Source organism: Ruegeria sp. AK11, assembly GCF_056541095.1.
The window spans coordinates 202,603-227,237 of the sequence record NZ_JBQFXU010000003.1 but is presented as its reverse complement, the minus strand read 5'-3'; the positions used below and the strand labels follow the sequence as shown (position 1 = coordinate 227,237).

Annotated in this window: 31 protein-coding genes; 12 read left to right on the top strand and 19 right to left on the bottom strand. The window is 59.5% G+C overall.

Features of this window, described 5'->3' with window-relative positions:
• Positions 1-36 precede the first annotated feature (36 nt).
• Positions 37-1,293 (bottom strand): fumarylacetoacetase, encoded by a 1,257-nt coding sequence (fahA, locus tag ACR0D9_RS10705; protein WP_480483799.1) that lies wholly within the window; start codon positions 1,291-1,293, stop codon positions 37-39.
• 215 nt (positions 1,294-1,508) lie between these two features.
• Positions 1,509-2,864 (bottom strand): homogentisate 1,2-dioxygenase, encoded by a 1,356-nt coding sequence (hmgA, locus tag ACR0D9_RS10700; protein WP_267365046.1) that lies wholly within the window; start codon positions 2,862-2,864, stop codon positions 1,509-1,511.
• A 57-nt stretch (positions 2,865-2,921) separates the two neighbouring features.
• Between hmgA and ACR0D9_RS10695 the strand changes: the two genes are divergently transcribed.
• From ACR0D9_RS10695 to ACR0D9_RS10685, 3 genes are all read left to right on the top strand, one after another.
• Positions 2,922-3,374 carry a MarR family winged helix-turn-helix transcriptional regulator gene (locus tag ACR0D9_RS10695; protein WP_480538751.1) on the top strand — a complete coding sequence of 151 codons (453 nt, stop codon included), beginning with the start codon at positions 2,922-2,924 and terminating at the stop codon, positions 3,372-3,374.
• A gap of 39 nt (positions 3,375-3,413) precedes the next feature.
• Positions 3,414-4,685, top strand: coding sequence for an adenylate/guanylate cyclase domain-containing protein (locus ACR0D9_RS10690; RefSeq protein WP_480538749.1), 1,272 nt, complete (start codon positions 3,414-3,416; stop codon positions 4,683-4,685).
• A gap of 181 nt (positions 4,686-4,866) precedes the next feature.
• Entirely contained in the window at positions 4,867-5,409 is a 543-nt protein-coding gene (locus ACR0D9_RS10685; RefSeq protein ID WP_480487205.1) for a hypothetical protein, read from the top strand.
• A gap of 46 nt (positions 5,410-5,455) precedes the next feature.
• Here ACR0D9_RS10685 and ACR0D9_RS10680 read toward each other — a convergent pair whose 3' ends face one another.
• The gene (locus ACR0D9_RS10680) at positions 5,456-6,265 is read right to left on the bottom strand and encodes a division plane positioning ATPase MipZ (RefSeq protein ID WP_267367261.1); all 810 of its coding nucleotides are present in this window, start codon (positions 6,263-6,265) and stop codon (positions 5,456-5,458) included.
• A 486-nt stretch (positions 6,266-6,751) separates the two neighbouring features.
• Here ACR0D9_RS10680 and ACR0D9_RS10675 point away from each other — a divergent pair, with 486 nt between their 5' ends.
• Positions 6,752-8,362, top strand: coding sequence for an MFS transporter (locus ACR0D9_RS10675; RefSeq protein ID WP_480538748.1), 1,611 nt, complete (start codon positions 6,752-6,754; stop codon positions 8,360-8,362).
• Between the two features lie 54 nt (positions 8,363-8,416).
• Here ACR0D9_RS10675 and rpmE read toward each other — a convergent pair whose 3' ends face one another.
• On the bottom strand, positions 8,417-8,638 hold the full coding sequence (gene rpmE / locus ACR0D9_RS10670; RefSeq protein WP_267366773.1) for a 50S ribosomal protein L31: 222 nt from the start codon (positions 8,636-8,638) through the stop codon (positions 8,417-8,419).
• 11 nt (positions 8,639-8,649) lie between these two features.
• Positions 8,650-9,033 (bottom strand): 50S ribosomal protein L19, encoded by a 384-nt coding sequence (rplS, locus tag ACR0D9_RS10665; protein ID WP_117869922.1) that lies wholly within the window; start codon positions 9,031-9,033, stop codon positions 8,650-8,652.
• Between the two features lie 379 nt (positions 9,034-9,412).
• Between rplS and ACR0D9_RS10660 the strand changes: the two genes are divergently transcribed.
• Complete coding sequence (locus ACR0D9_RS10660; protein ID WP_480487199.1) at positions 9,413-10,213, top strand: glycoside hydrolase family 25 protein; 801 nt, start codon at positions 9,413-9,415, stop codon at positions 10,211-10,213.
• 125 nt (positions 10,214-10,338) lie between these two features.
• Here the strand turns inward: ACR0D9_RS10660 and trmD are convergent, their stop codons facing one another.
• The 10 genes from trmD to ffh form a co-directional block, all read right to left on the bottom strand.
• A complete protein-coding gene (gene trmD, locus ACR0D9_RS10655; protein ID WP_480538747.1) occupies positions 10,339-11,148 on the bottom strand; it encodes a tRNA (guanosine(37)-N1)-methyltransferase TrmD in 810 nt (269 codons plus the stop codon).
• A complete protein-coding gene (locus ACR0D9_RS10650; protein WP_480538746.1) occupies positions 11,145-11,960 on the bottom strand; it encodes a hypothetical protein in 816 nt (271 codons plus the stop codon). The genes trmD and ACR0D9_RS10650 overlap by 4 nt, the downstream gene beginning before the upstream one ends.
• Positions 11,960-12,463 (bottom strand): ribosome maturation factor RimM, encoded by a 504-nt coding sequence (gene rimM, locus ACR0D9_RS10645; RefSeq protein ID WP_480538745.1) that lies wholly within the window; start codon positions 12,461-12,463, stop codon positions 11,960-11,962. The genes ACR0D9_RS10650 and rimM overlap by 1 nt, the downstream gene beginning before the upstream one ends.
• A complete protein-coding gene (locus ACR0D9_RS10640) occupies positions 12,456-12,605 on the bottom strand; it encodes a hypothetical protein (protein WP_209506115.1) in 150 nt (49 codons plus the stop codon). Before ACR0D9_RS10640 ends, rimM begins: the two co-directional genes overlap by 8 nt.
• 6 nt (positions 12,606-12,611) lie before the next feature.
• A complete protein-coding gene (gene bluB, locus ACR0D9_RS10635) occupies positions 12,612-13,247 on the bottom strand; it encodes a 5,6-dimethylbenzimidazole synthase (protein ID WP_480538743.1) in 636 nt (211 codons plus the stop codon).
• A gap of 12 nt (positions 13,248-13,259) precedes the next feature.
• Positions 13,260-13,649 carry a 30S ribosomal protein S16 gene (rpsP, locus tag ACR0D9_RS10630; RefSeq protein ID WP_209506119.1) on the bottom strand — a complete coding sequence of 130 codons (390 nt, stop codon included), beginning with the start codon at positions 13,647-13,649 and terminating at the stop codon, positions 13,260-13,262.
• Positions 13,650-13,771: 122 nt separating this feature from the next.
• Positions 13,772-14,068: a chorismate mutase gene (locus tag ACR0D9_RS10625; protein ID WP_209506121.1), complete on the bottom strand. Its 297-nt coding sequence runs from the start codon at positions 14,066-14,068 to the stop codon at positions 13,772-13,774.
• Positions 14,065-14,607: a GNAT family N-acetyltransferase gene (locus ACR0D9_RS10620; protein ID WP_267365321.1), complete on the bottom strand. Its 543-nt coding sequence runs from the start codon at positions 14,605-14,607 to the stop codon at positions 14,065-14,067. The genes ACR0D9_RS10625 and ACR0D9_RS10620 overlap by 4 nt, the downstream gene beginning before the upstream one ends.
• Positions 14,604-15,158 carry a GNAT family N-acetyltransferase gene (locus ACR0D9_RS10615; RefSeq protein WP_480538741.1) on the bottom strand — a complete coding sequence of 185 codons (555 nt, stop codon included), beginning with the start codon at positions 15,156-15,158 and terminating at the stop codon, positions 14,604-14,606. Before ACR0D9_RS10615 ends, ACR0D9_RS10620 begins: the two co-directional genes overlap by 4 nt.
• A complete protein-coding gene (ffh, locus tag ACR0D9_RS10610; RefSeq protein ID WP_480538739.1) occupies positions 15,158-16,666 on the bottom strand; it encodes a signal recognition particle protein in 1,509 nt (502 codons plus the stop codon). Before ffh ends, ACR0D9_RS10615 begins: the two co-directional genes overlap by 1 nt.
• A 258-nt stretch (positions 16,667-16,924) precedes the next feature.
• Here ffh and ACR0D9_RS10605 point away from each other — a divergent pair, with 258 nt between their 5' ends.
• Positions 16,925-17,812, top strand: a complete 888-nt coding sequence (locus ACR0D9_RS10605) for a sulfotransferase domain-containing protein (protein WP_480538737.1) — start codon at positions 16,925-16,927, stop codon at positions 17,810-17,812.
• Between the two features lie 3 nt (positions 17,813-17,815).
• On the opposite strand, the gene ACR0D9_RS10600 is transcribed toward ACR0D9_RS10605, so the two are convergent.
• Entirely contained in the window at positions 17,816-18,331 is a 516-nt protein-coding gene (locus ACR0D9_RS10600) for a hypothetical protein (protein ID WP_480538736.1), read from the bottom strand.
• Positions 18,332-18,418: 87 nt separating this feature from the next.
• Here ACR0D9_RS10600 and ACR0D9_RS10595 point away from each other — a divergent pair, with 87 nt between their 5' ends.
• Positions 18,419-18,949, top strand: a complete 531-nt coding sequence (locus tag ACR0D9_RS10595) for a prolyl-tRNA synthetase associated domain-containing protein (protein WP_480538734.1) — start codon at positions 18,419-18,421, stop codon at positions 18,947-18,949.
• Here ACR0D9_RS10595 and ACR0D9_RS10590 read toward each other — a convergent pair whose 3' ends face one another.
• Both ACR0D9_RS10590 and ACR0D9_RS10585 read right to left on the bottom strand, forming a co-directional pair.
• Entirely contained in the window at positions 18,950-19,687 is a 738-nt protein-coding gene (locus ACR0D9_RS10590; RefSeq protein ID WP_480538732.1) for an aspartate/glutamate racemase family protein, read from the bottom strand.
• 72 nt (positions 19,688-19,759) lie between these two features.
• Positions 19,760-20,341 (bottom strand): FMN-dependent NADH-azoreductase, encoded by a 582-nt coding sequence (locus tag ACR0D9_RS10585; RefSeq protein WP_480487184.1) that lies wholly within the window; start codon positions 20,339-20,341, stop codon positions 19,760-19,762.
• A gap of 119 nt (positions 20,342-20,460) precedes the next feature.
• Between ACR0D9_RS10585 and ACR0D9_RS10580 the strand changes: the two genes are divergently transcribed.
• From ACR0D9_RS10580 to ACR0D9_RS10570, 3 genes are all read left to right on the top strand, one after another.
• Entirely contained in the window at positions 20,461-21,339 is an 879-nt protein-coding gene (locus ACR0D9_RS10580) for a LysR family transcriptional regulator (RefSeq protein WP_209506137.1), read from the top strand.
• Positions 21,336-22,250 carry a DMT family transporter gene (locus ACR0D9_RS10575; protein ID WP_480538730.1) on the top strand — a complete coding sequence of 305 codons (915 nt, stop codon included), beginning with the start codon at positions 21,336-21,338 and terminating at the stop codon, positions 22,248-22,250. Before ACR0D9_RS10580 ends, ACR0D9_RS10575 begins: the two co-directional genes overlap by 4 nt.
• 125 nt (positions 22,251-22,375) lie before the next feature.
• Positions 22,376-22,789: a universal stress protein gene (locus tag ACR0D9_RS10570; RefSeq protein ID WP_267367733.1), complete on the top strand. Its 414-nt coding sequence runs from the start codon at positions 22,376-22,378 to the stop codon at positions 22,787-22,789.
• Here ACR0D9_RS10570 and ACR0D9_RS10565 read toward each other — a convergent pair.
• Positions 22,786-23,121, bottom strand: coding sequence for an ArsR/SmtB family transcription factor (locus ACR0D9_RS10565; RefSeq protein WP_480483782.1), 336 nt, complete (start codon positions 23,119-23,121; stop codon positions 22,786-22,788). The genes ACR0D9_RS10570 and ACR0D9_RS10565 overlap by 4 nt on opposite strands.
• Positions 23,122-23,205: 84 nt before the next feature.
• Between ACR0D9_RS10565 and ACR0D9_RS10560 the strand changes: the two genes are divergently transcribed.
• Together ACR0D9_RS10560 and ACR0D9_RS10555 are read left to right on the top strand one after the other, a co-directional pair.
• Positions 23,206-24,117 carry a DMT family transporter gene (locus ACR0D9_RS10560; RefSeq protein WP_480483781.1) on the top strand — a complete coding sequence of 304 codons (912 nt, stop codon included), beginning with the start codon at positions 23,206-23,208 and terminating at the stop codon, positions 24,115-24,117.
• Positions 24,118-24,301: 184 nt separating this feature from the next.
• Positions 24,302-24,634 carry an AtpZ/AtpI family protein gene (locus ACR0D9_RS10555; protein WP_480483780.1) on the top strand — a complete coding sequence of 111 codons (333 nt, stop codon included), beginning with the start codon at positions 24,302-24,304 and terminating at the stop codon, positions 24,632-24,634.
• Position 24,635 lies beyond the last annotated feature (1 nt).

Below are 24,635 nucleotides of genomic sequence, written 5' to 3'. Positions count from 1 at the left end.
GGCGGGAGTATTTGGAAAAAGATGAAGCTCAGTGCGTCATCGTTCGAATGGGGAGTTGAGTGCAGGCAGAACGGTGCCGGTACAGTCGCCGAACCCGATAGTATAGCCGTCGCCCCTGGCAGCGCCGGTCAGGGTCATCGTGTCGCCGTCTTCGATGAAGCTTCGGGTTTCACCTGTGTCCAGCGTCAGCGGCTCTTTCCCGCCCCAGCTGAGTTCCAGAAGTGATCCGCGTTCGGGCTTGGTTGGGCCGGATATGGTGCCTGACCCCAGCAGGTCGCCCGTGTTCATCGGGCATCCCGATGTGGTGTGGTGGGCCAGTTGTTGCGCGGCGGAATAGTACATCTGGTTGTAGTTGGTTCGCGCGATGGTCGTGGCGTCTTGGCCTTCGGGTGCCATGGAGACGGCCAAATCGATGTCATACAGCATCGGGCCGCAATCCTTGAGGTGGTCCAGCAGCGCGAACTCGCGGGCTGGCGTGTCACAGCGGAACGGCTCGAGTGCAGCCTTGGTCACGATCCAGGGGCTGATCGAGGTTGCGGTTGCCTTGGCCTGAAACGGGCCCAGCGGCTGGTATTCCCAGGCTTGTATATCACGTGCCGACCAGTCGTTCAGCAGAACGTAGCCGAAGATATGGTCGTCAGCTTCCTGCACGGTTATCGGGCCATCCGAGGGCGTGCCCACGATGGCGCCCATCTCCAACTCGATATCAAAGCGGCGGCAGGGCAGGAAGGCGGGCAGGTCCTGATCGGGGGATTTCAGCTGTCCCCACGGGCGGCGGATATCCGTGCCGGACACCACGACCGAGGACGCCCGTCCGTTATAGCCAATCGGAATGTGCAACCAGTTCGGCGGCAGCGCGTTTTCCGGGCCACGGAACATGGTGCCCACGTTGAAGGCATGGTTTCGCCCGGCGTAGAAATCGGTGTATTCGCTGACCGCGAAGGGCAAGTGCATCTGGGCTTCGGCCTGCGGTACAAGCAGCGGTTCGATCTTGCTTTGCTCGTCCGAGCCCTCGGCCAGAATGCTGATCAGCCGCTCACGCAGGGCCGCCCAGACGGCGGGGCCTTCCTCCATCAAAGGGTTCCAGAACGGCAGATCGAACAGCGGCTCATCGCTTAGGGTGATTAACCCCTCGGCTTCGGCGGCGGTAACGTCGAGGATCATGTCACCGATGGCCACGCCGCAGCGCGGATCATTGCCTTCGGTCGAGAAGACACCGTAAGGCAGGTTGTTCAGTGGAAACGGATGCGCCGCGTCATTGGCCGAGGCCACCCAGGACTTCATCAAAGGCATATTTTGCCCCTATTTTGCTATATTTGGTACGTGGTTCGAAACGATCATAACCCCGAATAGACAGGCGCCAAAGCCCACAGCGGGCGCAGTTGCAGCATGTCGACTGCCAGGGTCCCGTCTTTGTTTTCCGGTTGCGGCGACAAGACGTCTGCAACCGGAATGGGTATGTTCATCGCCGTCAGGACGGGTGCCGTCTGGCGAACCCGGTCTGAGGGTCATTTCTTGCCCGGTGTGCCGTCGAACTTCTTCTCAAGCGATGTCCAGCAGTCGATATAGTCGTCCTGCAGCGGTGCCTCATTGGCGGCAAACGGTGTCAGGTGCTGGGGGAACCGGGTTTCGAACATGAACGACATCGTCTGGTCCAGCTTTTCCGGCCCCAGATTGGAATAGGACGCCTTGTCAAAGGCTTCCCTGTCGGGGCCATGCGGGATCATCATGTTGTGCAGGCTGGTGCCACCGGGAACGAAGCCCTGCGGTTTCGCATCGTATTGACCGTAGATGTTGCCCATCAGCTCGGACATGATGTTCTTGTGATACCAGGGCGGGCGGAACGTATCCTCCATCACCATCCAGCGTTCGCGGAACAGGACAAAGTCGATATTTGCGGTGCCGGGCTGGCCAGAGGGTGCCGTCAGAACGGTAAAGATCGACGGGTCGGGATGGTCAAACAGGATCGCGCCAACCGGGCAATAGTTGCGCAGATCGTATTTGTAGGGTGCATAATTGCCGTGCCACGCCACCACATCCAACGGGCTGTGTCCGATTTTAGTGGTATGAAACTGGCCGCACCATTTGATCGTCACGGTCGACGGGGTTTCACGATCCTCATAGGCAGCGACCGGAGCTTTGAAATCGCGCGGGTTGGCCATGCAGTTGGCCCCGATCGGACCGCGACCCGGAAGTTCAAACTTCTGGCCGTAATTCTCGCACACAAAGCCGCGTGCCGGGCCTTCCAGAACTTCAACCCGGTAGAGCAGTCCACGCGGGATGATCGCGATTTCCTTGGGCTCAAGGTCAATGATTCCCAGTTCAGTCGCAAAGCGCAGGCGTCCTTCCTGTGGCACCACCAGCAACTCGGAATCGGCCGAGAAGAAATAGTCGTCGACCATGGATTCGGTGACCAGATAGATATGGCAGGCCATGCCAACCTGGGTGTTCACGTCCCCCGCCGTCGTCATGGTCCGCATCCCGGTCATCCAGTTCAGACCTTCATCGGAATGCGGCACCGGATCCCAGCGATACTGGCCCAGGCTGATCACATCCGGGTCGATGCAGGGGGCCGATTTCCAATAGGGCAAGTCGATTTTTTCGTAACGGTGCGAATGCTTTACCGACGGGCGAATACGATAGCACCAGGTGCGTTCAGGCGGGTTGGCGGTAAAGGCCGTGCCGCTCAGCTGTTCACCGTAAAGCCCGTAGTTGCACCTTTGCGGGCTGTTCATCCCCTGCGGCAGCGCATCGGGCAGCGCCTCGGTTTCAAAGTCGTTGCCAAAGCCGGGCATGTAGCCGGCATGGGTACCAACAGGCGTTGCTGCTTGCGTCAATGAATGCGGATCCGTCGGACGGTTCATTACGTATTCCTCCGTTTGCTGCTTGTCGGTTAATAGTTGATTTTGTAACTAACAAGCATGACACATGACGAATCTGAAAAAAATGATGACTTTTTCCTGCAGAATTTTCTGCCGTTCCTGCTGAACCAGGCGGCCGAGCGCGCCTCGTTGGAATTTCAGGCTGTCTACAAGGGACGGTATGGAATGCTCAGAACCGAATGGCGGGTGCTGTTCCATCTGGGGCTGTTTGGCGAAATGACCGCCAAGGAAATTGGTGAACGGGCCAGAATGCACAAGACCAAGATCAGCCGTGCAGTTGCCAAGCTCGAGGAGCGCCGGTACCTGAAACGCACACGGGACGAATCTGATCGTCGGGCGGAATGGCTGACACTGACACCCGCCGGGCAAGCCGTGTATCGCGACTTGTACGGGGTGGCTGCAAGCTATGACGCCAGGCTGTCGGACCTGTTCAGCGAAAAAGAGGCCGCCTTGCTGCGCCAGATGTTGCGACGGTTGGCTGGCGTGGATTGACCACTGGTAATTGGCGCCTGCCGTCCCCAGATGTGTGTCATGCTTGATACGGAATTTGAAATGACGTCATTCGAACCTGCCAAGGTATCCACACACACCCTGATCGATTGGTTGGTCCAAAAGGGGCTTGAGGGTGCCGGGCAGGAAGAGTTGCTGGAAGGTTTCTGCACCAGTCTGCTCGACATGGGTATTCCGCTGATGCGGTTCCATGCGGCGCAGTCGACCTTGCACCCGGTTTATGGCGGAACCGGATATAGCTGGTACAAAAGCACCGGCGGTGAATCCGAGAAGTTTGAAAACACGGATACGCCCAGCGAAATGTGGCAACAAAGCCCGCTTTATGCGCTGCTGAACGAGGATCTGGATGAAATCCGGGTCAAACTGGTCGACCATAATGAACCCAGCCGATTTCCGTTGTTGAACGACCTGAGAGAGGTTGGGGCGACCGATTATTATGCCACCGGCATCTCGTATGAGGGGTCGGGGAAGATGCGCCCCGACGGTACCAAAAAAGTCAGTGATGGCGTCCTGATGTCCTGGGCCAGCGATGCGCCGTCCGGGTTTGATGACAGCGATCTCAGGCACATTCATGCGGTATTGCCGCATCTGGGGCTGGCGCTCAAATCCGCCAAGAACCAGAACCTGACCGAAGACCTGATGCGGGTCTATCTGGGTCGTGATGCCGGGCGCCGCGTCCTGTCAGGTGAGATTCGTCGCGGATCATTGCAGCAAATCGATGCGGTGATCTGGAATTTCGATCTGGAAGGGTTCACCAACCTGTCGGAAGACCTGCCGGGTCACGAGATCATCGACATGCTCAATGATTACCTGGCCGTCGCCGTGGGCGTTGTGCACGACAAGGGTGGGAATATTCTGAAATTCATGGGCGATGGGCTGATGGCCATGTTCGATGTCGGCGAAATCGACGAGGACGCCCGTGCCGCGCTCAGCGCGGTGCCCTTGCTGCAAGCCCGTATGGATGAATTGAACGCCCGACGTCAGGCGCAGGGGCTGCCGGTTGCGAATTTCACGCTGGCCCTGCATTCCGGCGAAATTCTGTATGGCAATATCGGGTCCGAAACACGGCTGGATTTCACAGTGATCGGCCCCGCCGTCAATCAGGCCGCCCGAATCGCGGGAATGCACCGGTCGCTGGGTCAGAGAATCCTGATCTCGGACGACGTCGCGGTCGCGGCACGCCCCTGCGCACAAGACCTCATCTCGGTCGGGCGCTACATGCTGCGCGGGGTGAACGAACCCAAAGAGCTGTTCACAGTATACAGTCCCGGCGGGCCATCAGTTACCGGGTGAAACCGAGGCTGCCCCGTTCAGCGGTTCCGAAACTGAAAGTCCTGAGGGAGCACCTTTGTTCTACCGGACAAGAACGGCGGGTTGGAGCGGATGTTCGAGGGCAGCGAGGATTTGAACGAAGGGCTGGTTTGAGGCCTTCTTTGACATTGAGAATAGGTGCTGAGCGTGCGATGCACGAAGCATGGGCACGAATAACTTTCTACGAGCACAAAGAGGCCAAGCTACAAAACGGCAGCGCTGGCAAGCTGGGGCTTTAGTTGAGATTCCAATAGCTGAAAACTGTTGGGCATATGGGCAACTTGGGGAAGAGTATTTCGTCGCGGTTTTTGAAGGATATTTCTCAGAGCGCCCGGCAATCAAAGATCTGATTCACCTACCGATATTGTTCAAGTCCTTTGTCTACCGTGACGTTATTAGCAGAGGTTTTTGGCTGAAAGTTGGCTGGGTTGAGCCTCGAAGTGATGTGATGAAGGAAGACTACCGTTTCAAGCAGGACAATGTTTCTGGGGCTCTTTCGCTTTATCATTCAGACTTTGCGGAGCAAGGCTGGGAACGGCCAGCGCTTCTGAGCGAGTGCCTTGGATTGGAATGCGTTGCTGTTTGGGAGGCAAGTCATGTTGAAGACCGGATCGTCGCTGCTCGTAACGGCCACGAATGTAAATGGGTCAGTTCCTTGGCGATTGATGTGCCAAGAGTTCCCGCACACCAGAACGACATTCATTGACGATAGATATCCGCTTCGTCCGCGTCCCTACCTCCAATACAGCTGATCAGAAGTCGATCTCGACACCCGGCAGGTTCAGCTCTCGCATCATGTCGCGCAGTTCCTGACGCGCTGCGATGTTCGAGATGTTCAGCTGTTTGACGCCAATATCCTTGAGGTCCAGCAGGGTCAGGCCGCGCGGAAACAGTTCGCGAAAGATCACCCGTTCGGAAAAGCCCGAAGCGACGCGGAAGCCGATGCGCTGCGACAGCATTTCGATCGCGCGCTGCATCTTTTCCTTGTTGACCATGCGCTGGGTACCGACGCGGTTGCGCACAACGACCCAGTCGATGGGCTTCAGCCCGGCCTGCGCCCGCAATTGCCGGGCGTTCCAGACCATCTCGGAATAGACGGACGGGCCAAGGATTTTCTCACCCTTTGAATCAATCCGCGCCAGCAGGTCAAAATCGATGAAACTGTCGTTCAAAGGGGTGATCAGCGTGTCGGCCAGCGAATGGGCCACCTGACTCAGCCGGGTATGAGAGCCGGGGCAGTCGATCAGGATAAAGTCACTGTCGCTTTCCAGTTGCGACACGGCAGCAGACAGGCGGTGGTCATAGATATTCTCGCCCGGCTTCAGCGTGCTGGCATCGATCTCGGGCAGGTCGTGATGGCGGGGGCCGGGCAGCGTCAGGCCCGCGCTTTTCAGAAAGTTGTTCCGGTTCTCGAAATACCGTCCAAGGCTGCGTTGCCGCAGATCCAGATCAAGCGTGCTGACCTTGTGACCCAGTCGGGCCAGCGCGGTTGCCACATGCATCGACACGGTCGATTTGCCAGCGCCGCCTTTTTCGTTCCCGACCACAATGATATGTGCCATGCTTGTATTCCCAAGTCTTGCCGTGTTTGACTACACGTTGTTGGCACCCACTATATGTTGTGTCGCCTGCGATGAAAAGAACCTCAAGCGGCGCTTTTGGGCATTATCGGACTCTATTTTGGAAAACACAGCGCAGTGCGCGGGTTACGGGAAGGCACCAGTCTGGTGATCTGCCTTGATCGGCTATCCGATCACGGTCTTGGCAGCGATATCGCCGTGTCGGCGCCTAGTCCCGAACATCTTGAACAACCGCTGCCTGCAACGATCCGCACTGGAATCAATCGCGCCGTTTGCCTGATTCACACATGTACAGATCGCGCTCCCAAAGGGTCCTTTCGCGGTGACGCCGCTTGGTCCGGATCGTGAAAACTATGCGGGGGGCGGAAAATTTGGTTAAATACCAAACAGATTTACACCGAATAACCTTGCAGGCTTTGCACGGGTCCTCTTCGGTTCATCTTCAAAGCAGGTGAAAGGGGCATTGGCATGCCGGACACTGCTGCGGAAAGTTCAGGCGGTTCACGCGTTGTTCTTGCAATGACGGCCATTTGCATGATGGTCGTTGGCTTCAACACCACCGCTGTTGCGACCATCCTTCCGTATCTGAAGGCCGAGTTCGACCTGACGCCTTCGGGCCTGCAATGGGTGATGGCGATCTACACAGTGGCCAGCGCGACCCTTGTGACGATTGTAAGTCGGCTTGGGGACATCACGGGCAAGATGGGTGTCTTTTTCTTTGGCATGATCGTGTTTGCCTGCGGCTCTGCTTCTGTGTTGTTTTCACAGAACGCGGCGATGCTGCTGATTGGGCGTGGCGCGCAGGGGGCGGGGGCGGCGGCCCTGTTCGGCACCTCATTGTCCCTGCTGACCGCCGCAACGCCCGAGGAACAACGGGCCAGCGTGACCGGTGTTTGGGGCGCAATCGTGGGCCTTGCGATAGGCGTCGGGCCCATAGTCGGAGGAAGCTTTGCCAACTTCCTGAGCTGGCGCGGTGTATTCGCCACGGACCTTGTGTTGCTTGCCATTGCGTTTGTGATCGGCCTGCAGGTCAGCAGGAAAAACTATGTCCCGGATACGCGCCTTCAGGGTGCGAAATTCGATACCGCAGGGGCGATAGCCATTGTCTTGCTTCTGGGTCCATTGTCATTCGCACTCAGCAACGGTGAAGCACGCGGATGGGACAATGCCCTGACCATTGTTCCTTTGGGGGTCGCCGCTTTGGCGGCTGTCGGTCTGGTTTATACCTCGCGGCGCAGCGACGATCCGCTGGTCGAGTTCCGATATTTCCGGCACCCGCGCTACCTTATGGCGGCAACGGGGATGTTCTTTGTGGGATTTGCGTTGTTTTGTTTCTTTATCTATTTCAACGTGTTCGTCCAATCCCCGGACGCGTTCGGCTATTCACCGGTTGAGGCAGGCGTCGCGATACTGCCGCTAAGCCTGAGCATGTTTGTCATTTCCGTCACCGCTCCGCGCCTGCTTGCGCCATACAGTTTTCAATGGCCGGTGACCGTCGCAATGGGATTGATGGCCTGCGGCTTCCTGCTTTTGACAACAACCTCGAACATCGACAGCTATGCTGAAATCTGGTGGAAGCTGATCATTGTGGGGGTTGGCATCGGCATTTGTTTTTCGTTGCTGCCCCGTCTCGGGCTTCGGTTGCTGCCCGACGAACATGTCGGACAGGGGTCCGGGGTGATCAACACATTCCTGTATTTCGGGGCCACGATGGGATCGGTTGTCGGCGGTCTGGCCGCGTCCCTGACCATCCGCTCCGGCCTGTCCGAAGTCATCGCGGCGCTGCCCGACGGGTCGGCACAGCGCGGCGACCTTGCGCGCGCCCTGACGCATGGCACGGCAACACAGGTGGAACAGTTGATTGCCGGGCTTGACCCGTCAACAGGCTCAACACTAGCCAAAGCATTGCGTGACCTGCAGGATAATGCATTTGATGCGGCGATGCTCATGGCTGCTATCGCGGCCTGTATCGGGCTGGTGATCGCGCTGCTGTTGCTGCGCGGTCCGGTTCCGCCATTGCACGACGCGGCCGAACTCACGAAACCCAAGGATCAGAAACCGGGGAAAGCAGGGGCCTGAAACGAAAGAAGGCCGCCCGCTGGCGACCTTCCTTTGAAAGACTGTGGCAAAGGTTTAGAAACCCAGGCCTTCGTATTTCTTCTTGAACTTCGACACGCGGCCGCCAGCGTCCAACAGGCGCGACGAACCACCGGTCCATGCAGGATGTACCGAAGGGTCGATTTCCAGTGCCAGCTGGTCGCCTTCGCTGCCCCAGGTGGATTTCATCTGAACGACGGTGCCATCGGTCATCTTGACGTCGATGACGTGATAATCGGGATGGATGTCTTTTTTCATCTTTCCGCTCCTTACGCTTCGGCGCCAGCTTTAGGCTTGTAGTTGGTGACCTCTGCGATACGTGCGGATTTACCGCGACGCGAGCGCAGATAGTACAGTTTGGCGCGGCGAACGCGACCACGGCGGACAACGGTGATGCTGTCGATATTGGTCGAATACAGCGGGAACACACGCTCCACGCCTTCGCCAAACGAGATTTTGCGAACGGTGAACGAACCGGCAATGCCATTGCCGTTGTTGCGCGCGATGCAGACGCCTTCGTAGTTCTGCACACGGGTGCGCGACCCTTCGGTCACCTTATAGCCGACACGAATGGTGTCACCGGCTTTGAAATCGGGGATGTCTTTCCCCAGGGCGGCAATCTGTTCCGCCTCAAGCTGTGCGATCAGGTCCATCGCAGTTTCTCCTATCTGCTCGTGGTTGGTCCACGAAGTTGGGCACGGCCTGAGAGCTCTTGGTCTTCACCGGGTCCTGCGTACAGCCCGCCAGAGGTCAGATCGAATGTTCCTTTGGTCTGGCCTGACCCGACGCATCCCTGCCGAAGAAAGCGGGACGTCACGCCATGGTGCAAACCAAAACACCGGAGTCGCAGAACGCGGCACCGGATTGCGGTCGTTTAAGGGTATTGCCGGCAGGGATCAAGGGAAAAACGCCCTGTCTTGCCCAAGGCGCCGGTAGGAATCCGCCAGCCTGAAAGTAAGGCGTTGCCAAGCGGCCCAGATCAGGCATTCTGAGGCAAATAATATGAGCAGATATTTCAGACAGGACCCTATGATGCGATTGGCATTCATGCTGGCCATAACGGCCGTCGCGCTGATGTCTTGCGGGCGGGGCGGCCCGAAACCTCAGGCCGTAGAACCCGTTCCGGGCGTGGACAGGACAGCACCGCTTGTGATCTACCCCGATTTTGGCGACGCGGATCCCCATGACTGGGAAGGGCGTCACCCCGGACAATACCCGATCCATGGCCTTGACGTTTCACGCTGGCAGGGGCCGATTGACTGGCGCACGGCCCGGGCATCAGGCGTCAGCTTTGTTTTTCTGAAGGCGACCGAAGGCGGCGACGTGGCCGATCCCCTGTTCGATGATCACCGCCGCGGCGCACAGTCGGCTGGTGTGCCCTGGGGCGCCTATCACTATTATTATTTCTGCCGCTCGGCCCGGGAACAGGCCCGCTGGTTCATCCAGAACGTGCCCAAAGGGGCAGACCTGCCGCATGTGCTGGATATGGAATGGACGCCGCATTCCAAGACTTGCACGCTGCGCCCTGATGGCAGAACCGTCCGCGCCGAGGCGCAGCGTTTTCTGGACATTCTCGAACGACATTATGGCCGCCGCCCGATCGTCTATACCACGGTGGATTTCTTTGAAGACACCGATATCGGGCGCCTGCCCAAGACCGAGTTCTGGCTGAGATCGGTTGCGGGCCACCCCCGCACTGTCTATCCCCGCGCGGTCTGGCGGTTCTGGCAATATACCGGCACCGGTCTGGTGCCGGGCGTTCAGGGCCGGGTAGACATCAACACCTTCAACGGCACACCAGACGTCTGGGCCAGATGGAAGGCCGGAGGTTAGGTCTTTGGTGCGCCGTAGGTTTCCACAGTGCCGCCGCCAACCAGATGGTCCAACCGGCGCTCCCGCTCTTCCCCAAAGGCGTTGCGCACACTAGACCTGCGGCAAGTGCGCAACAATCCGGCCTGTCACTCAGACGAATCCGATCGGGATTTTACATAGTCGGCCCAGATATCCGGGCGCCGCTCGCGGGTAATGTCCTCAGCCATCTTGTGACGCCATTCGGCGATGCGGCCGTGGTGGCCCGACATCAGAACCTCGGGTATCGGGCGGCCTTTCCAATCCGCAGGACGGGTGTACTGCGGATGCTCCAGCAGGCCCGAGGAAAAGCTTTCCTCTTCGGTCGAGGCCTGATTGCCCAGAACGCCGGGGATCAGGCGCACTGTGGCATCGATCAGGGCCTGTGCCGCAATCTCACCACCGGTCATCACGAAATCACCTAAGGAGACCTCCTGCACACCGTAATGCTCCAGCACGCGCTCATCCACGCCTTCGAACCGGCCACACAACAGGGTCATGCCATCGCAGCGCGCAAGGGTCTGCATCATGCGCTGGTCCATGCGCCGCCCGCGCGGGCTGAGGTAAATCAGTGGCCAGTTGCCCTGAATGCCCGCCATGGTGTGCTCGATGGCTTCGCCCAACACATCGGGCCGCATAACCATACCCGCGCCGCCCCCGGCAGGCGTGTCATCCACGTTGCGATGCCTGCCGACGCCGAATTGCCGCAAGTCCACGGTTTCCAGCTGCCACAACCCCTCCTGCAGCGCCTTGCCGGTCAGGCTTTCTCCCAGAACGCCCGGAAAGGCGGTTGGAAACAGGGTGATGATCTTGGCCTTCCAGACGCCGTGCAGGTCCGGGGTGGGTGTCATCAGCTCACGCGGTTTCAGCGTGGCCCGGATCGCCTTGCGACCATGGGATTTGCCGGGTTTGTCAGTCATTTCTGGCGGGCCAGTTCATGTTGGGCGGTTCGAATCAGGGCCTTTTTCTGAGTGATCAATGCCGCTTCGTCCAGCGATGATCGGTTCAGGGCTAGCATTTCCCTCAGAACGTCGTCGGACAGCTGAGGGCTTTCATGCACGGGCTTCACAAGCTGCGCAGATTTCCCGGGTGGCAGGGCGAGAAATTCGGCAAATGGTGCGCCCAATCCAAGGTGGTGGCCTTTCAGCGCTTCCATCCACGCGGTCCGTACCGTGACAGTTGGCAACCGGTCCCTGATCCGGTCTGCCGTGTTCTGTAGCGATGGCAGGTGCGCAAGATCAGCGCAATAGCCGTCCAGGTCCTGAACCATGCGCGACAGGTGCAGATCGTGGGCCCAAAGGCTGCGCAACCACACATCGCGATTGCGCAACGACAGGTAGACGGTAATGTCGGTTTCTTCGCCCACCAGACGGCGGCGCAGCACGCTGACGACCGTTTCCGCCAGTTCGGGTGCGGCCCCGTATCCTTCGATTTTGTTCCTGCTGGGGCGCAGGCCCAGAAAATTCTCTTCGCTCAGGATCAATCCCCGGCGTGCTCCGAAATCCAGACCGCCGAAAAAAGTGTGCAGTTGACCGCCAAAACCCGCCAGCGTGTCATCCAGTCGATAGATCGAATGGCGCGTGGCCGCTCCGCTTAAACCGGCCTTGCGGGTCTTATACGGAGGAACCAGAGCGAAATGCGGCCAGATCAGCTCGCGGTTTTCGTGCAGAAAGGACTGTGCTGCCGTCATGCCGGTCTTGTGAAAACCCAGATGCAGCAGAACACGTCGCATCAGATCAGGCCTTCGGGCGGGTCGGCCACGATGCGGCCCTGTTCCAGATCGACGGTTGGCACCACCTGCATCGTGAACGGCAGAAGAACCGTCGCCTTCAGGCCCGGCCCGTGTAGTTCCAGCAGGTCCGTGGCCCCGTGGTTCTGCACGGATTTGACCTTGCCCAGAAGGGTGCCGCCGGTGTCATAGACATCAAGCCCAATCAGGTCTGTGTGGTAAAACTCGTCATCGGGCAACGAGGGCAACTGATCGCGCCGCGCAAACAGGCGCAAACCGTTCAGGGCATCTGCCTGTTCCTTGGTTTCAACCCCGCCAAGACGGGCGGCAAAACCGTTCTTGATCGTACGCGTCAGTACCACCGGATAGCGTTCCTTGCCGGTTTCATCCGTCAGTGGCGAATACGTCTCGATATCTTCGGGAACGGCGCAGAAGCTTTTCAGGCGCACTTCACCGCGTACACCATAAGACCCCGCGACGCTGCCGACGCAGATCAGATCATTCATTGGCAGCCCCCGTCGTCAAACAGATCCCGTTTCTCCACTCGCCAAGCCCTTCGCAGGCTTCGCGCTGATTGTTGCGCTCAAAGAACACGCCCACAATAAAGGCGATCAGCAGCAGAATGGGAAGGCGTATCAATCCGAACATGCGGCCCTACCTTGTTTCGATCTTCAGGCTGTCGGCCCGGTTTTCCCAGCCAACCTGTTCAAGTTCGGGGGTGTCAGATATCTGTTCCGGCCATCCGACACAGAAATACCCGATCAGACGCCAGTTTCCCGGCACATCCAGATCGCGCGCCATCTGTTCGGGGTCCAGAATGGATACCCAGCCCAGCCCCAGCCCCTCGGCCCGCAGGGCCAGCCAGAACAGGGTGATGGCAGAGACTACGGAATAACGCCGCATCTCGGGCATCGAGCCCGCGCCAAGACCCAATCCCTTGTCGGTGCTGTCGTCGCAGAAGACGGCCAGTTGCACCGGCGCTTCCTGCATCCCTGACAGTTTCAGGCGGCTGTAAAGCTGCGCCCTGTCGCCGGAATATCCCGCCAGGGCGTCATCATTGGCGGTTTGGAAATTCCTTAGCGCCGCAGCCCGGGCCGCCGCGCTTTCGACGCGGATCACGCGCCACGGCTCGCTCAACCCCACCGACGGGGCCAGCCGAAACGCGTCGAGGCAGCGCGAAAGCACTGCCTCGTCTACCGCGTCGCCGCGGAACCGGCGCACATCGCGTCGGAGCCGCAACAACAGATCGAACTGCGTGCGAAATGCGTCAGTAAAGGTCTGATCCCGCACGCTTCGGCCTGCTTATTCTTCTGCAGCCGCTTCTTCAGCCGGTGCAGCAGCCGCTTCGGCAGCTTCCGCAGCCTTTGCAGCTTTCTCTTCCGCGCGTTCCTGAGCTTTCTTGCCCGGGGTACCCTTGTTGGGGTTGTTGCGCTCGGCTTTGTCACGGGTGCCGGCTGCTTCCAGCATACGCGCGATACGATCGGTGGGCTGGGCGCCCTGATCCAGCCAGTGCTGAACGCGTTCCATGTCCATTTTCACACGCTCTTCGCTGTCTTTCGGCAGCAGCGGGTTGTAGGTGCCCAGTTTCTCGATGAAACGGCCGTCGCGCGGCATCCGGCTGTCAGCCGCCACGATGCGGTAAAACGGACGTTTTTTCGAGCCTGCGCGGGCGAGACGAATTTTCATTGCCATGGTGGTATCTCCTTTGAATGGCATCACGCCGGAGGCGTGTATTTGATTGGCCGGTGTCTTTTCCGGTTAATTCTGGTGTTTTTTGAACCTCTGGTTCACTTTCAACTTGCTGAACCTCTGGTTCACCCTTGGTGTTTCCTGTGGTGTCGGATGACTTCCTGAATGATGAAATTCAGAAAAGCTTTGGCGAAATCGGGGTCCAGATCGGCCTCTTTCGCCAGGTCTTCAAGCCGTGCGATCTGCGTGGCCTCACGCGAGGGATCGGACGGGGGAAGGTTGTGTTCGGCCTTGAGCTTGCCAACGGCCTGTGTGTGTTTGAACCGCTCGCCCAGCGTATAGACAAGGATCGCATCCAGCCGGTCGATGCTTTCGCGATGCTCTTTCAGCAATGCAGCCGCGCGTGTCACGGGGTTGTTCATTGGCCGGTCCTTTCGGCTGTCGAAACGTCAATCTTGGGGTGCCGCCACACCTGGCAGGACTGGCCCAGCAGTTCGGCATTGTCACGCTCCAGCGTTGCACCCAACCGCTCGGCCAAAGCGCGCGAACGGTCGTTTTCGTGGGCGATATACGAAATCACCCCGTTCAGGCCCTGATGCCGCGCCGCATAGGACCGGGCGGCAAGCGCCGCCTCGTAGGCAAAGCCTTTGCCTTCGAAATCTTCCATCACGGTCCAGCCCAGTTCAGGCTCGTCCCAGCCGGGGGCGTCAATCAGGCCGACGCCGCCTGCGAACCGACCGCTGGATTTCTCGGTCAGGTGCCAAAGGCCAAATCCTTTCAACGCCCAGTGCCCAAGGCGTCTGGCCAACATGCCCCAGCTTTCCAGCGCGTCCCGGGGGCCGCCTACCATATGGCTGCGCTCGGTTGCAAAGAATGCGGTCAGCGCAGGCAGATCATCCAGATGCGGCGCGCGCAGGATCAGACGTTCGGTTTCAACGGTGGGGATGGTGAACGCGGTCATGCGTAGGCCTCCATCCCGCCATTCACCAGATCGGCAGGCGCGGGGTGCCGCCAGATTTCGGACCTGCCGAATTTGGGGTGGTCATAGTGATACTCGAACTGCGCGCCCAGCCGTTTCGCCACCGCCTTGCTGGCATGATTGTCCAGATCAATTAACGAGATCGCCGTCTCCCACCCCAGAACATCATACGCATAAGACCGCGCGGCCAGTGCCGCCTCGGTCGCGTACCCCTTGCCGGTGGCATGGTTCATCAGCGTCCAGCCGATCTCGGGTTCGGGCCAGCCTTCGGGGCACCAAAGCCCGATCCGCCCGACATAACTGCCCGAGGCTTTTTCCTCGGCGCTCCAGAACCCGTAACCGCGCAGGGACCAGTGGCCCAGCAGCGAAGCGATCAGTCGCCAGACCTCATCCCGGCGCAGTGGCCCGCCGACGAACTTCGCCGCATCGCTGGCGAAAAACGCGGTATCGGCGTCCAGATCAGCCTCGGACGGCGCGCGCAGGATCAGGCGCTCGGTTTCAAGCCGGGGGATATGTTGGGCGATGGCGTTCATTACTTCTTCTTGCCAAACCCGCTCAGGCCCTGTGGCAGCCCCATGCCACCGCCCAGGCCGGGCAGACCGCCGGGCATCTTGCCGCCCATCGCCTTGGCCGCCTGTTCCAGTGCCTTGGGGTCCATGCCGGCTGCCATGTCTTCGGAGCTGGGGCCGCCTTTGCCGAACATGCCCTTCATGGCCTGTTTCAGCATCTTGCCTTTGCCCATCTTGCCCATCTTTTTCATCATGTCCGACATCTGCCGGTGCATCTTGAGCAGCTTGTTGAGGTCGCTGACCTCCATCCCCGAACCAGCTGCAATCCGTTTCTTGCGGCTGGCTTGCAGCAGCTGCGGGTTGGCGCGCTCGCGTTTGGTCATGGACTGGATCAAGGCGATCTGCTGGCGCAGGATCTTGTCGTCCAGACCGGCCTGATCCATCTGCTTGGCCATTTTGCCCATGCCCGGCATCATGCCCATCATGCCCTGCATGCCACCCATCTGGATCATCTGTTCCAGCTGCATTTTCAGGTCGTTCATGTTGAACTGACCTTTGACCATGCGCTTCATCATGCGCTCGGTCTGTTCCATCTCCATCGTTTCCTGGGCCTTTTCGACCAGGGCAACGATGTCGCCCATGCCCAGAATACGTCCGGCGATCCGGTCCGGCTCGAAGGTCTCCAGCGCGTCCATCTTCTCGCCCAGACCGACAAAGCGAATGGGCTTGCCAGTCACTGCGCGCATCGACAGCGCCGCACCACCGCGCCCGTCCCCGTCCATCCGGGTCAGGACCACGCCCGAGATACCGACCTTGGCGTCGAATTCTTCGGCCACTTCAACGGCGACCTGACCGGTCAGGCCGTCAACAACCAGCAGGGTCTCGCGCGGGTCAACCGCATTGCGGACCTGCTCGACCTCGTCCATCAGCACTTCGTCGATATGCAGGCGACCGGCGGTATCCAGCATGTAGACGTCATAGCCGCCCAATGTGGCTTGCTGCTTGGCGCGCTTGGCGATGTCGACGGGTTTCTGGCCCGGTACAATCGGCAGCGTATCAACGCCGACCTGCGCGCCCAGAACCGCCAGCTGGTCCATCGCCGCCGGGCGATAAACGTCGAGCGAGGCCATCAGGACCTTCTTGCCCTCTTTCTCTTTCAGGCGCTTGGCCAGTTTACCAGTGGTGGTGGTCTTACCCGAACCCTGCAAACCAACCATCAGGATCGGGGCAGGCGGGTTGTCGATCTTCAGCTTGCCGGGGTCTTCCTCGCCACGCAGGGTATCGACCAGCGCGTCATGCACGATCTTGACGACCTGCTGGCCGGGGGTGATCGACTTGGTCACCGCCTGACCGGTTGCCTGGTCCTGCACCTTCTTGACGAATTCACGCGCCACCGGCAGCGAGACGTCGGCCTCAAGCAGGGCAACACGGACCTCGCGCAGGGCGGTCTTGACGTCTTCCTCGGACAGGGCACCCTGTTTGGTCAGCCGGTCAAAGACGCCGGAAAGGCGTTCGGATAGATTTTCAAACATGCCTTCGGCCTCCTTAGCCGGTTATCTGGTGGCGCGTCCTAGATAGGATGCGTCGGTTAAATGCACAAACGCCCCCACGGGCGAAACTCGCTGGTGGGGGGCGATCCCTGAACGACTCAAGGGACCGGAAGATCAAGACGCTTCCGGATGTTTGGCGGTCATCTACGCCTCTGGGCTCTGCGAGTCAAGGCAAACGCTTTGAGCATCTGGCCACTTGGTGTAGCGTCCAAAGGTCGGGGTCAGTTTTGGAGTTTGGTCATGAGTCAACCATTGCCGCAGCGCACCAGGGATTATGTCGGTGAAGTCACGAATACCGATATCTGGTCCGACTTCATAATCCGTCCCGACGACATCTTTGTCTGCACGCCTCCCAAATGCGGCACCACGTGGACGCAGACGCTGGTACGAATGCTGATCACCAAAACCGCGGATCCAGTCGTGTACAACAACGCGGTCTCCCCCTGGCTCGATTGCGGGTTCAGAGATCGTGAGGAGCAGGACAGAATACTTGCCGCACAGACGCACAGACGGTGCATCAAGACCCACACGCCATTGGACGGGATCACCTATTCCCCGGATGCGACCTATCTGGTGGTGCATCGCCATCCGGTTGACGTGCATTTCTCGCTGCGCCGCCATGTGGAAAACATGAAAGACGACTGGCTGGACTACCTGTTTCCCGATGATCTTTCCGAAGCCTTCGCGATGTTTCTGGACCGGCCCGCCTCGTCAAAGGGCACTGACGATCTGACGCTGGCCTCATACGTCCACCATTACCGTTCATTCCGCGCGTTCCGGCATCTGCCAAACATCCATTTCCTGCATTACGCCGAACTCAGCCGCGATTTGCCGGGACAGGTGGCGCGGATCGCAAACATCTTGGGGACCGAGATCGCACCAGAAATGATCGACGATATCGCTGAGGCCGCAAGCTTTGGTTCAATGAAGGAAAACGCCCGGCGCGCTTCGCAGCAGCCCGGTTTCAAAAGCGCGTTTCAGGATTACGCGCAGTTCTTCTCGTCCGGGACCAGCAACAAATGGGAGGGCAAGCTGACCGCCGATGACATGGCCCGATACGACGCGCGCCTGTCCGAAATGGTGACACCGGCCGATCGAGCCTGGCTGGAGCACGGACAAGTCCTGTAATCGTCAGGCCTGTTCCTTCGTGTCTTCCTGCTGCGCGGGCAGCCATGCATTGACCGCGTCAACCAGTTTATGCGCGCCGCGCCCGTTCGAGAACGCATCGACAATCGGATGACGCCCTTCGCTCATTCCCTTGTCCAGCACCAGAACCGGGCGATACAGCGTCGAACTGCTGCTGTCGCTGCGGAAAGTCGAGCTTTCAACTTCGGCATGGGACAGGCTGGACAGCTGATGCTCGACCGCTTCATAGCCAAAGACAGACTGCCTGCGGATCAGAATGCGGTTCTTTGTGCGGTCCAGAATGACCTGAACCCGCCGCACGAAAACGCAGAACGCCCCGACACCTAGCCCGCCGCCGATTAGTGCAAAGAACAGCCCGAACCAGATATTCTCGCCGCCGTCACTGACCATGACCAGCCCTGCGCCGACAAAGGCCAGTATGAAAAAGACCAGCATGATTCCGATGAACCAGGGCGTGTCGGCAAGGATCAGTTGGGTCGGAGTGTTTCGTGTGACTTTCATGGCGGCACGCTAGCACCGTTTTCTGCTCTGCCCCAGCTTGAATTCGCCGCCATGTTGCGCGATGAGCGCTACAAACAGGAGGGCCCCATGGACGCATCATCCACATTTCAGGATACATTGCCGCTCAGTTCTGACGCGCTGTTGGCGCAGCTGGATGACTGGGGGCTGCCCTACCGCCTGCATACCCATGTTCCCTTGCGTACGGTCGAGGACTCCAAGGCCGTAGAAGGCCAGTTCATGGTGCCGGGCGAGAACGCGTTGCGGGTCAAGAACCTGTATCTGCGCGACAAGAAAAAGCGCAACTACCTGGTGACGCTGGAACAAAGCCGCGAGATTGACCTCAAGGCGCTGGGCGCAGAACTGGGTGTCGGCGCCCTGTCCTTTGGGTCGGCAGACCGGCTGTTGCAGAACCTAGGTATTCGCCCCGGTGCGGTCAGCCCGCTGGCGATGATCAACGGTGTGCAGAACGATGTGCAGTTCTTCATGGACGCCGCCGCCCAAGGGGCCGAGATGATTTATATGCACCCGTTGGTCAATGACCGTACCGTTGTGATGAAACAATCCGACGTGATGGCGTTCTTCGATCGCATCGGTTGCACCGTTACGTGGCTGCCCTGATCACTCTAGCGCCAGTTTCAGCGCGGCGGCGACATGCGCGGCGGACGGGTTGATGAACAGGTGCCCATCGGCCTCGAATACCGGGTCATCCAGATGCTTTGGAAAGGCAAGCGGCAGTTCGGTACAGGCCAGCAGAATGGCGGTTCCGGGACGGGCATGTTTGTTGCAAAAGGCCAGCAGCCTTGCGCGCGCCGCATCAGAGGCACCACCGTAGAAATCACTGTCGATCATCGCCTGCATCTCGGAAATCTCGGGGTCGGGCAGCCGCGCATTTGCGGTGATGCCCTCGGCCGCCAGACGATCCGCATAGTTGGTGGCCTGCATCGTCACGGTTGTTCCCAGCACCAATGCGTTTGACACGCCTGTGCTGGCCGTGGCCTCTGCCGTTGCATCGAAAATGCTGAGGATGGGCATGGAAACACCCTGTCTGATCGCGTGCAGCCGCGCGTGCGGGGTGTTGGACGCTATGATGCCAAAATCGCATCCCGCGCGCTCCAGCGTCAGCAGCGCGTCGCGAAACACCGCATCAAACGCCGCCCAGCTGGCTTCGTCCCCGGCGACACCCCGCAGGGCGCGGGTCTTGGCCTGTGTGACAGACTCGATGGTCATGGCAGGGATCGGCAGGGGCGCGCCGTGGCCACGCGCCGCAAAGTGACGCCCGGCACCCTCGGCAATGGCACGGTAATAGTCCACGGTCGAAGCCCAGCCTACACCGCCCAGAATTCCGATCTTTTTCATGCGCGCCATCCAGTCCGCCAGTTCCATCTGACCAGCAGACTGGACGTTTCAGGGCTCAATGACCAGAGGCGATCAGGCCGCCAGTTCTGTTACCGCCTTTTTGGCGCTTTCCAGCGCGGCTTCGGGGTTCACCGCCATCTGATCCGCAGCGATGACCGCTACATCATGGATGCCGATAAAGCCCAGAACGTGACGCACATAGTTGGTGGCAAAGTCGATCTCGGATCCGACGGCAGTACCGCCCGACGCGATTGCCAGAATGGCGCGTTTCCCCTCCAGCAACCCTTTTGGGCCGTTCTCCGAATAGGAAAAGGTCAGGCCCGCGCGGGCGACCAGGTCGATCCAGGCCTTGAATGCAGCGGGGACCGAGAAGTTGTAGATCGGCAGGCCGATAACGATGGTATCGGCCTCTTGCAATTCGGTCACCAGCGCGTCCGAAAGGGCCAGCCGGTCGCGCTGCAGGTCGTCGCGCTGCTCGGCCGGGGTAAAGTTGGCGGCGATCCAGTCTTCGGTCAGCAGGGGCAGGGGGGTAGCCAGGTCGCGGCGGATAATGCGGTCCGCACCCAACTGCCGGACGATGCTGTCAGACAGGTCGCGGGTGGTCGAAGCCACGCGGCGGGCAGAGGCGTCGATATGTAGGATGGTTTTAGCCATTTTCTGGGTCCTTAAGGTCAGGGTAATCTTGTTCTGATCCCAATATGGCTGTTGCGTTTGCGAACAAAACTCGGATACATCAACAGTTATTGTTGGAAATTGCACAGAACGGTGTGACGATGGACAATTGGGATGAGGTGAGGACCGCCTATCAGGTGGCGCGTATGGGAACCGTCAGCGGTGCGGCCGAGGTTCTGGGCGTGCACCACGCCACGGTGATCCGCCACATCGACGCGATCGAGGCCCGGTTGGGTGTCAAACTGTTCCAGCGCCATGCGCGGGGATACACCCCGACCGAAGCGGGCGACGATTTGCTGCGCGTGGCGCAGGCTACCGAAGACCAGTTCAACCAGCTTGTCGGCCGGATGAAGGGGCGCGGTGACGATGTATCGGGCGAACTGGTGGTGACGTCGCTGGGCTCCATCGCGCCATTGGTGGTGCCGACGCTGACCGAATTTCAAAAGATGCACCCCGAGCTGATCGTGCGCTACCTGACCGGAGACCGCCTGTTCCGGCTGGAATATGGCGAGGCGCATGTTGCAATCCGTGCGGGATCGGCCCCGGATCAACCCGACAACGTTGTGCAACCTTTCCGGCAGGAAGAAGTCGGCCTCTATGCCAGCACCTCGTATATCGAACGGCACGGCAAACCCTCAGGCATCGAGGATTTCGGAAACCACCACTTCGTCAGCTCTGACGATGAAAGCAGCCGCGCGCCGTTCACCCGGTGGCTGCGTAACACGGTATCCGCCGACCGCATCACCTTTCGCTGCACTAACAATTTCTGTATGCGCGAGGCCGTTCTGGCCGGGGCCGGTATCGGCTTTATGGCCCGTTGGGAGGCCGCCCGTCATGACACTCTGGTCGAAGTGATCGACCCGCTTCCGGAATGGTTCGGCAACCTTTGGCTGGTGACCCATGTGGACCTGCACCGAACGACCAAGGTGCAAGCGTTCCTGAGTTTTCTGAAAGAAGCCTCCAAAGGCTGGTGTCCATGAACCCGCAGATGCGTGGCCATCTGGCCATGCTGGCCTTTTCGGCCCTAGTCGCAGGCAGCTTCTCGCTTGGGTCGATGATTGCCAACGAAATTGCCCCTGCTGCCTTGAATGCGGTGCGCTTTGCCATTGCGGCTGTGGTGATTGGTGTGGCGGCATTGGCGACAACCGGTCTGTCCCGCAGTGCCGCACAGGCGCCCTGGCGGTATCTGGTGCTGGGCGGGTTGTTCGCCACCTACTTTGTCCTGATGTTTTACGGGCTGCAAACCGCCCCGCCGGTCAGCGCTGCCGCGGTTTTCACCCTGACCCCCGTTGTCTCGGCCATTGCGGGCTGGGTCCTGCTGCGCCAGATCACCACGCCGCGCATGGCAATGGCCCTGACCATCGGTGCGATTGGGGCGCTATGGGTGATCTTTCGGGCCGACTGGCAGATGTTCCGCGCCTTCCAGATCGGCGGGGGCGAGATCATCTATTTCTGGGGATGCGTCGCGCACGCGATCTACACCCCCATGATCCGCAGGCTGAACCGCGGAGAACCTGCCGTCGTGTTCACGTTCGGAACGCTGGTTGCCGGGTGCTTGTTATTGGTCCTGTTCGGCTGGTCCGACCTGAAAGCGACCGAATGGGCAGCCCTTCCCGCCATCGTCTGGCTCGGGTTGTTCTATATCTCGTTCTTCGCAACGGCGGCCAGTTTCGTTCTGGTGCAATTCTCCTCGCTCCGGCTGCCGTCGGCCAAGGTCATGGCCTATACCTATCTGGTGCCAAGCTGGGTGATCCTGTGGGAAATCGCGCTGGGCAAACCTGTCCCGACGGGATTGATCCTGGGCGGTGTGGCGCTGACGGTCATTGCCCTGCTGATGCTGCTGAAGGAAGAAGCCCCGCGCAACAGCCCCCAACGCCGGGCAGCTGAATAAAGCCACTCCCGGTCTGAAACCGGTACAGATTGCCCACGAATTCCAAAAGCAGAATCTGTTGAGCCAGATCAAGGTAGGCCCTTGGTCTCAGGACTACCTTGGAAAGCGGACAAAAGGAGGAGATTATGTTCAAACATATCATGCTGCCGATTGACCGCCATCTGCCGCCCGAGGTTCGCAAGGCCGCAGATGTCGCCGCGCAGGTGGCGAAATGGCAAGGCGCCAAGATCACTCTGGTCAGTGTCAGCGGGGCCCATATGGGTGCATCCTCGGAAACCGAGGCCGAGATAGACAAGCAACTGGCCGACTTCACCGAACAGCTTGCATCAGAAGGCGCGGCCGAAGTTGCGGTGCGCAAGATACACTCGGTCGATGTTGCTGCCGAAGTGGACAGCGACCTGACCCGCGCAGCAGAAGAGATCGGTGCAGACCTGATCATCGTGGGCACCCATGCGCCCCGGATCACCGATTACATCTTTTCCAGCCACGCCGGATATCTGGCCAAACATGCCAGCATGTCGGTCTTTGTGGTGCGCTAGGCCTCGTCCGAGGTCGGAAGCTCGACTTCCAGAAACCGTTCGAACGCATCCAGGTTGATGGGTTCGAACTGACCGAACCCCTGCATCCAGACCGAAGCGGTGCGCAGCGCGTCGGGTTCCAGCTTGCACCATTTCACCCGGCCGCGCTTTTCCTGTGATATCAGCCCGGCCTTGGTCAGGATGACCAGATGTTTCGAGATCGCCGCCAGCGACATCTCGAACGGCTCGGCCACATCCGTCACGGCCATATCGTCCTCCAGCAGCATCGCCAGAATGGTGCGGCGGGTGGGGTCGGCAAGGGCCGCAAACACGGTGTCGAGATCGTTGGACATGGGTCTTTCCTAATGGGCGAGAACCCGTTTGACAATTTCCCCCATCACGTCACTGTGCAGCGGTGATGCGCAAGGGGGGCGGCTATGGCGCTGAAATACTGGCTGGTGATCTGCGTCCTTGGCATCGGGTGGGGCATGTCTTTCATGTTCAACGCCATATTGCTGCGCGAACTTGGGCCGCTATCCGTGTCATTGGGGCGTGTTGCATTTGGGGCGCTGGGCTGTTGGATCTATGTGATTGCTGCCCGTATGCCGGTTCACCTGACACTCGGGCGCGCCATCGGTCTGCTGGGGTTCGGGGCGCTCAGCTATGCCGCACCATTTGCGTTCTATGCGCTTGGGCAGCAGCATATCGCGTCCGGCGTGGCGGGGATCGTGAATGCGACAACACCGGCCTTTGCCGTCATCGTTTCGCATTTCTGGCCGGGAAGCGAGCGTGCGACGCTGTTGAAATCCCTTGGCGTGTTGTGCGGCTTCATCGGGATTGTCGTGTTGTCCGTCCCGATTTTGCACAATGGCGAAACCTCTCAGTTCTGGGCGGTTCTGCTGACCCTGTGCGCGCCGATCTGTTACGCGTTTTCCGTCAACATTGCGCGGGCCTTCCGTGACATGCAGCCGGTGGTGCTGGTCGCCCTTGCCCTGACAGGAGCGACATTGGCGATTTTACCCCTGGCGCTTTGGCGTGAAGGCCTGCCGGTGATCGAGCACACTGAAACATGGCTTTCGTTGCTGATGATCGGTTTTGTGCTGACCTCGGCCGCTTTCATTGCCTTCTACTGGTTGCTGCCCAGAGTCGGGCCAACCAACATTTCGACCGTCACGCTGATCGCGCCGGTTTCCGCCCTGATACTTGGAACCTGGGTTCTGGGGGAAACTCTGCAACCCGAACATTTGATGGGCATGGCGGCGATTTTTGCCGGGCTCTTGCTGATCGACGGACGCCTTGTTCGACACCTGTGGCCTCAGCGCACGCACAAAGATCAACCAAAAGGTTGAATATGGGTTTTTGGGAGATTGTTGCCGTTCAGGGCATGGGCAAGCAATTTGGCTGGACGAGTTAACCAGTAATAACAGTTTAAAAACAACACACTAACCTGCGTCATTTCACGCCATCAACGCCGTTGACTCTGGGCCTTTCGCGCCTTAGCACCATGCGCAAGACAGCGCGAGGATTCCGTCCGTGACCGATGACGACCAAAAGCAGCGTATGGCGCAGCTTGAGGCCAAGATCGACGCGGCGAAAAAGGCCAGACAACCGGCTGCCCGCGCTGACAGTGACATATCCGGGGGCGAGCTTGCCTGGAGGATGGTCATCGAAATGGTTTCCGGTCTGGGGATCGGATTTGGCATCGGATACGGGCTGGACAGCCTGCTCGGGACAATCCCGATCTTTCTGGTGCTGTTCACATTGCTGGGCCTTGTCGCGGGCGTGAAGGTTATGCTCCGCAGCGCGAAAGAGGTTCAAGATAAACAAGCGGCCCATATGCAGGCCGAAAAGGACGAGAGGGACTGAA

Bases quoted from the DNA above. Each gene is read 5' to 3' on its own strand.
- fahA (WP_480483799.1), bottom strand. From the start codon at position 1,293: ATGCCTTTGATGAAGTCCTGGGTGGCCTCGGCCAATGACGCGGCGCAT.
- hmgA (WP_267365046.1), bottom strand. From the start codon at position 2,864: ATGAACCGTCCGACGGATCCGCATTCATTGACGCAAGCAGCAACGCCT.
- ACR0D9_RS10695 (WP_480538751.1), top strand. From the start codon at position 2,922: ATGACACATGACGAATCTGAAAAAAATGATGACTTTTTCCTGCAGAAT.
- ACR0D9_RS10690 (WP_480538749.1), top strand. From the start codon at position 3,414: ATGCTTGATACGGAATTTGAAATGACGTCATTCGAACCTGCCAAGGTA.
- ACR0D9_RS10685 (WP_480487205.1), top strand. From the start codon at position 4,867: ATGGGCACGAATAACTTTCTACGAGCACAAAGAGGCCAAGCTACAAAA.
- ACR0D9_RS10680 (WP_267367261.1), bottom strand. From the start codon at position 6,265: ATGGCACATATCATTGTGGTCGGGAACGAAAAAGGCGGCGCTGGCAAA.
- ACR0D9_RS10675 (WP_480538748.1), top strand. From the start codon at position 6,752: ATGCCGGACACTGCTGCGGAAAGTTCAGGCGGTTCACGCGTTGTTCTT.
- rpmE (WP_267366773.1), bottom strand. From the start codon at position 8,638: ATGAAAAAAGACATCCATCCCGATTATCACGTCATCGACGTCAAGATG.
- rplS (WP_117869922.1), bottom strand. From the start codon at position 9,033: ATGGACCTGATCGCACAGCTTGAGGCGGAACAGATTGCCGCCCTGGGG.
- ACR0D9_RS10660 (WP_480487199.1), top strand. From the start codon at position 9,413: ATGCGATTGGCATTCATGCTGGCCATAACGGCCGTCGCGCTGATGTCT.
- trmD (WP_480538747.1), bottom strand. From the start codon at position 11,148: ATGACTGACAAACCCGGCAAATCCCATGGTCGCAAGGCGATCCGGGCC.
- ACR0D9_RS10650 (WP_480538746.1), bottom strand. From the start codon at position 11,960: ATGCGACGTGTTCTGCTGCATCTGGGTTTTCACAAGACCGGCATGACG.
- rimM (WP_480538745.1), bottom strand. From the start codon at position 12,463: ATGAATGATCTGATCTGCGTCGGCAGCGTCGCGGGGTCTTATGGTGTA.
- ACR0D9_RS10640 (WP_209506115.1), bottom strand. From the start codon at position 12,605: ATGTTCGGATTGATACGCCTTCCCATTCTGCTGCTGATCGCCTTTATT.
- rpsP (WP_209506119.1), bottom strand. From the start codon at position 13,649: ATGGCAATGAAAATTCGTCTCGCCCGCGCAGGCTCGAAAAAACGTCCG.
- ACR0D9_RS10625 (WP_209506121.1), bottom strand. From the start codon at position 14,068: ATGAACAACCCCGTGACACGCGCGGCTGCATTGCTGAAAGAGCATCGC.
- ACR0D9_RS10620 (WP_267365321.1), bottom strand. From the start codon at position 14,607: ATGACCGCGTTCACCATCCCCACCGTTGAAACCGAACGTCTGATCCTG.
- ACR0D9_RS10615 (WP_480538741.1), bottom strand. From the start codon at position 15,158: ATGAACGCCATCGCCCAACATATCCCCCGGCTTGAAACCGAGCGCCTG.
- ffh (WP_480538739.1), bottom strand. From the start codon at position 16,666: ATGTTTGAAAATCTATCCGAACGCCTTTCCGGCGTCTTTGACCGGCTG.
- ACR0D9_RS10605 (WP_480538737.1), top strand. From the start codon at position 16,925: ATGAGTCAACCATTGCCGCAGCGCACCAGGGATTATGTCGGTGAAGTC.
- ACR0D9_RS10600 (WP_480538736.1), bottom strand. From the start codon at position 18,331: ATGAAAGTCACACGAAACACTCCGACCCAACTGATCCTTGCCGACACG.
- ACR0D9_RS10595 (WP_480538734.1), top strand. From the start codon at position 18,419: ATGGACGCATCATCCACATTTCAGGATACATTGCCGCTCAGTTCTGAC.
- ACR0D9_RS10590 (WP_480538732.1), bottom strand. From the start codon at position 19,687: ATGAAAAAGATCGGAATTCTGGGCGGTGTAGGCTGGGCTTCGACCGTG.
- ACR0D9_RS10585 (WP_480487184.1), bottom strand. From the start codon at position 20,341: ATGGCTAAAACCATCCTACATATCGACGCCTCTGCCCGCCGCGTGGCT.
- ACR0D9_RS10580 (WP_209506137.1), top strand. From the start codon at position 20,461: ATGGACAATTGGGATGAGGTGAGGACCGCCTATCAGGTGGCGCGTATG.
- ACR0D9_RS10575 (WP_480538730.1), top strand. From the start codon at position 21,336: ATGAACCCGCAGATGCGTGGCCATCTGGCCATGCTGGCCTTTTCGGCC.
- ACR0D9_RS10570 (WP_267367733.1), top strand. From the start codon at position 22,376: ATGTTCAAACATATCATGCTGCCGATTGACCGCCATCTGCCGCCCGAG.
- ACR0D9_RS10565 (WP_480483782.1), bottom strand. From the start codon at position 23,121: ATGTCCAACGATCTCGACACCGTGTTTGCGGCCCTTGCCGACCCCACC.
- ACR0D9_RS10560 (WP_480483781.1), top strand. From the start codon at position 23,206: ATGGCGCTGAAATACTGGCTGGTGATCTGCGTCCTTGGCATCGGGTGG.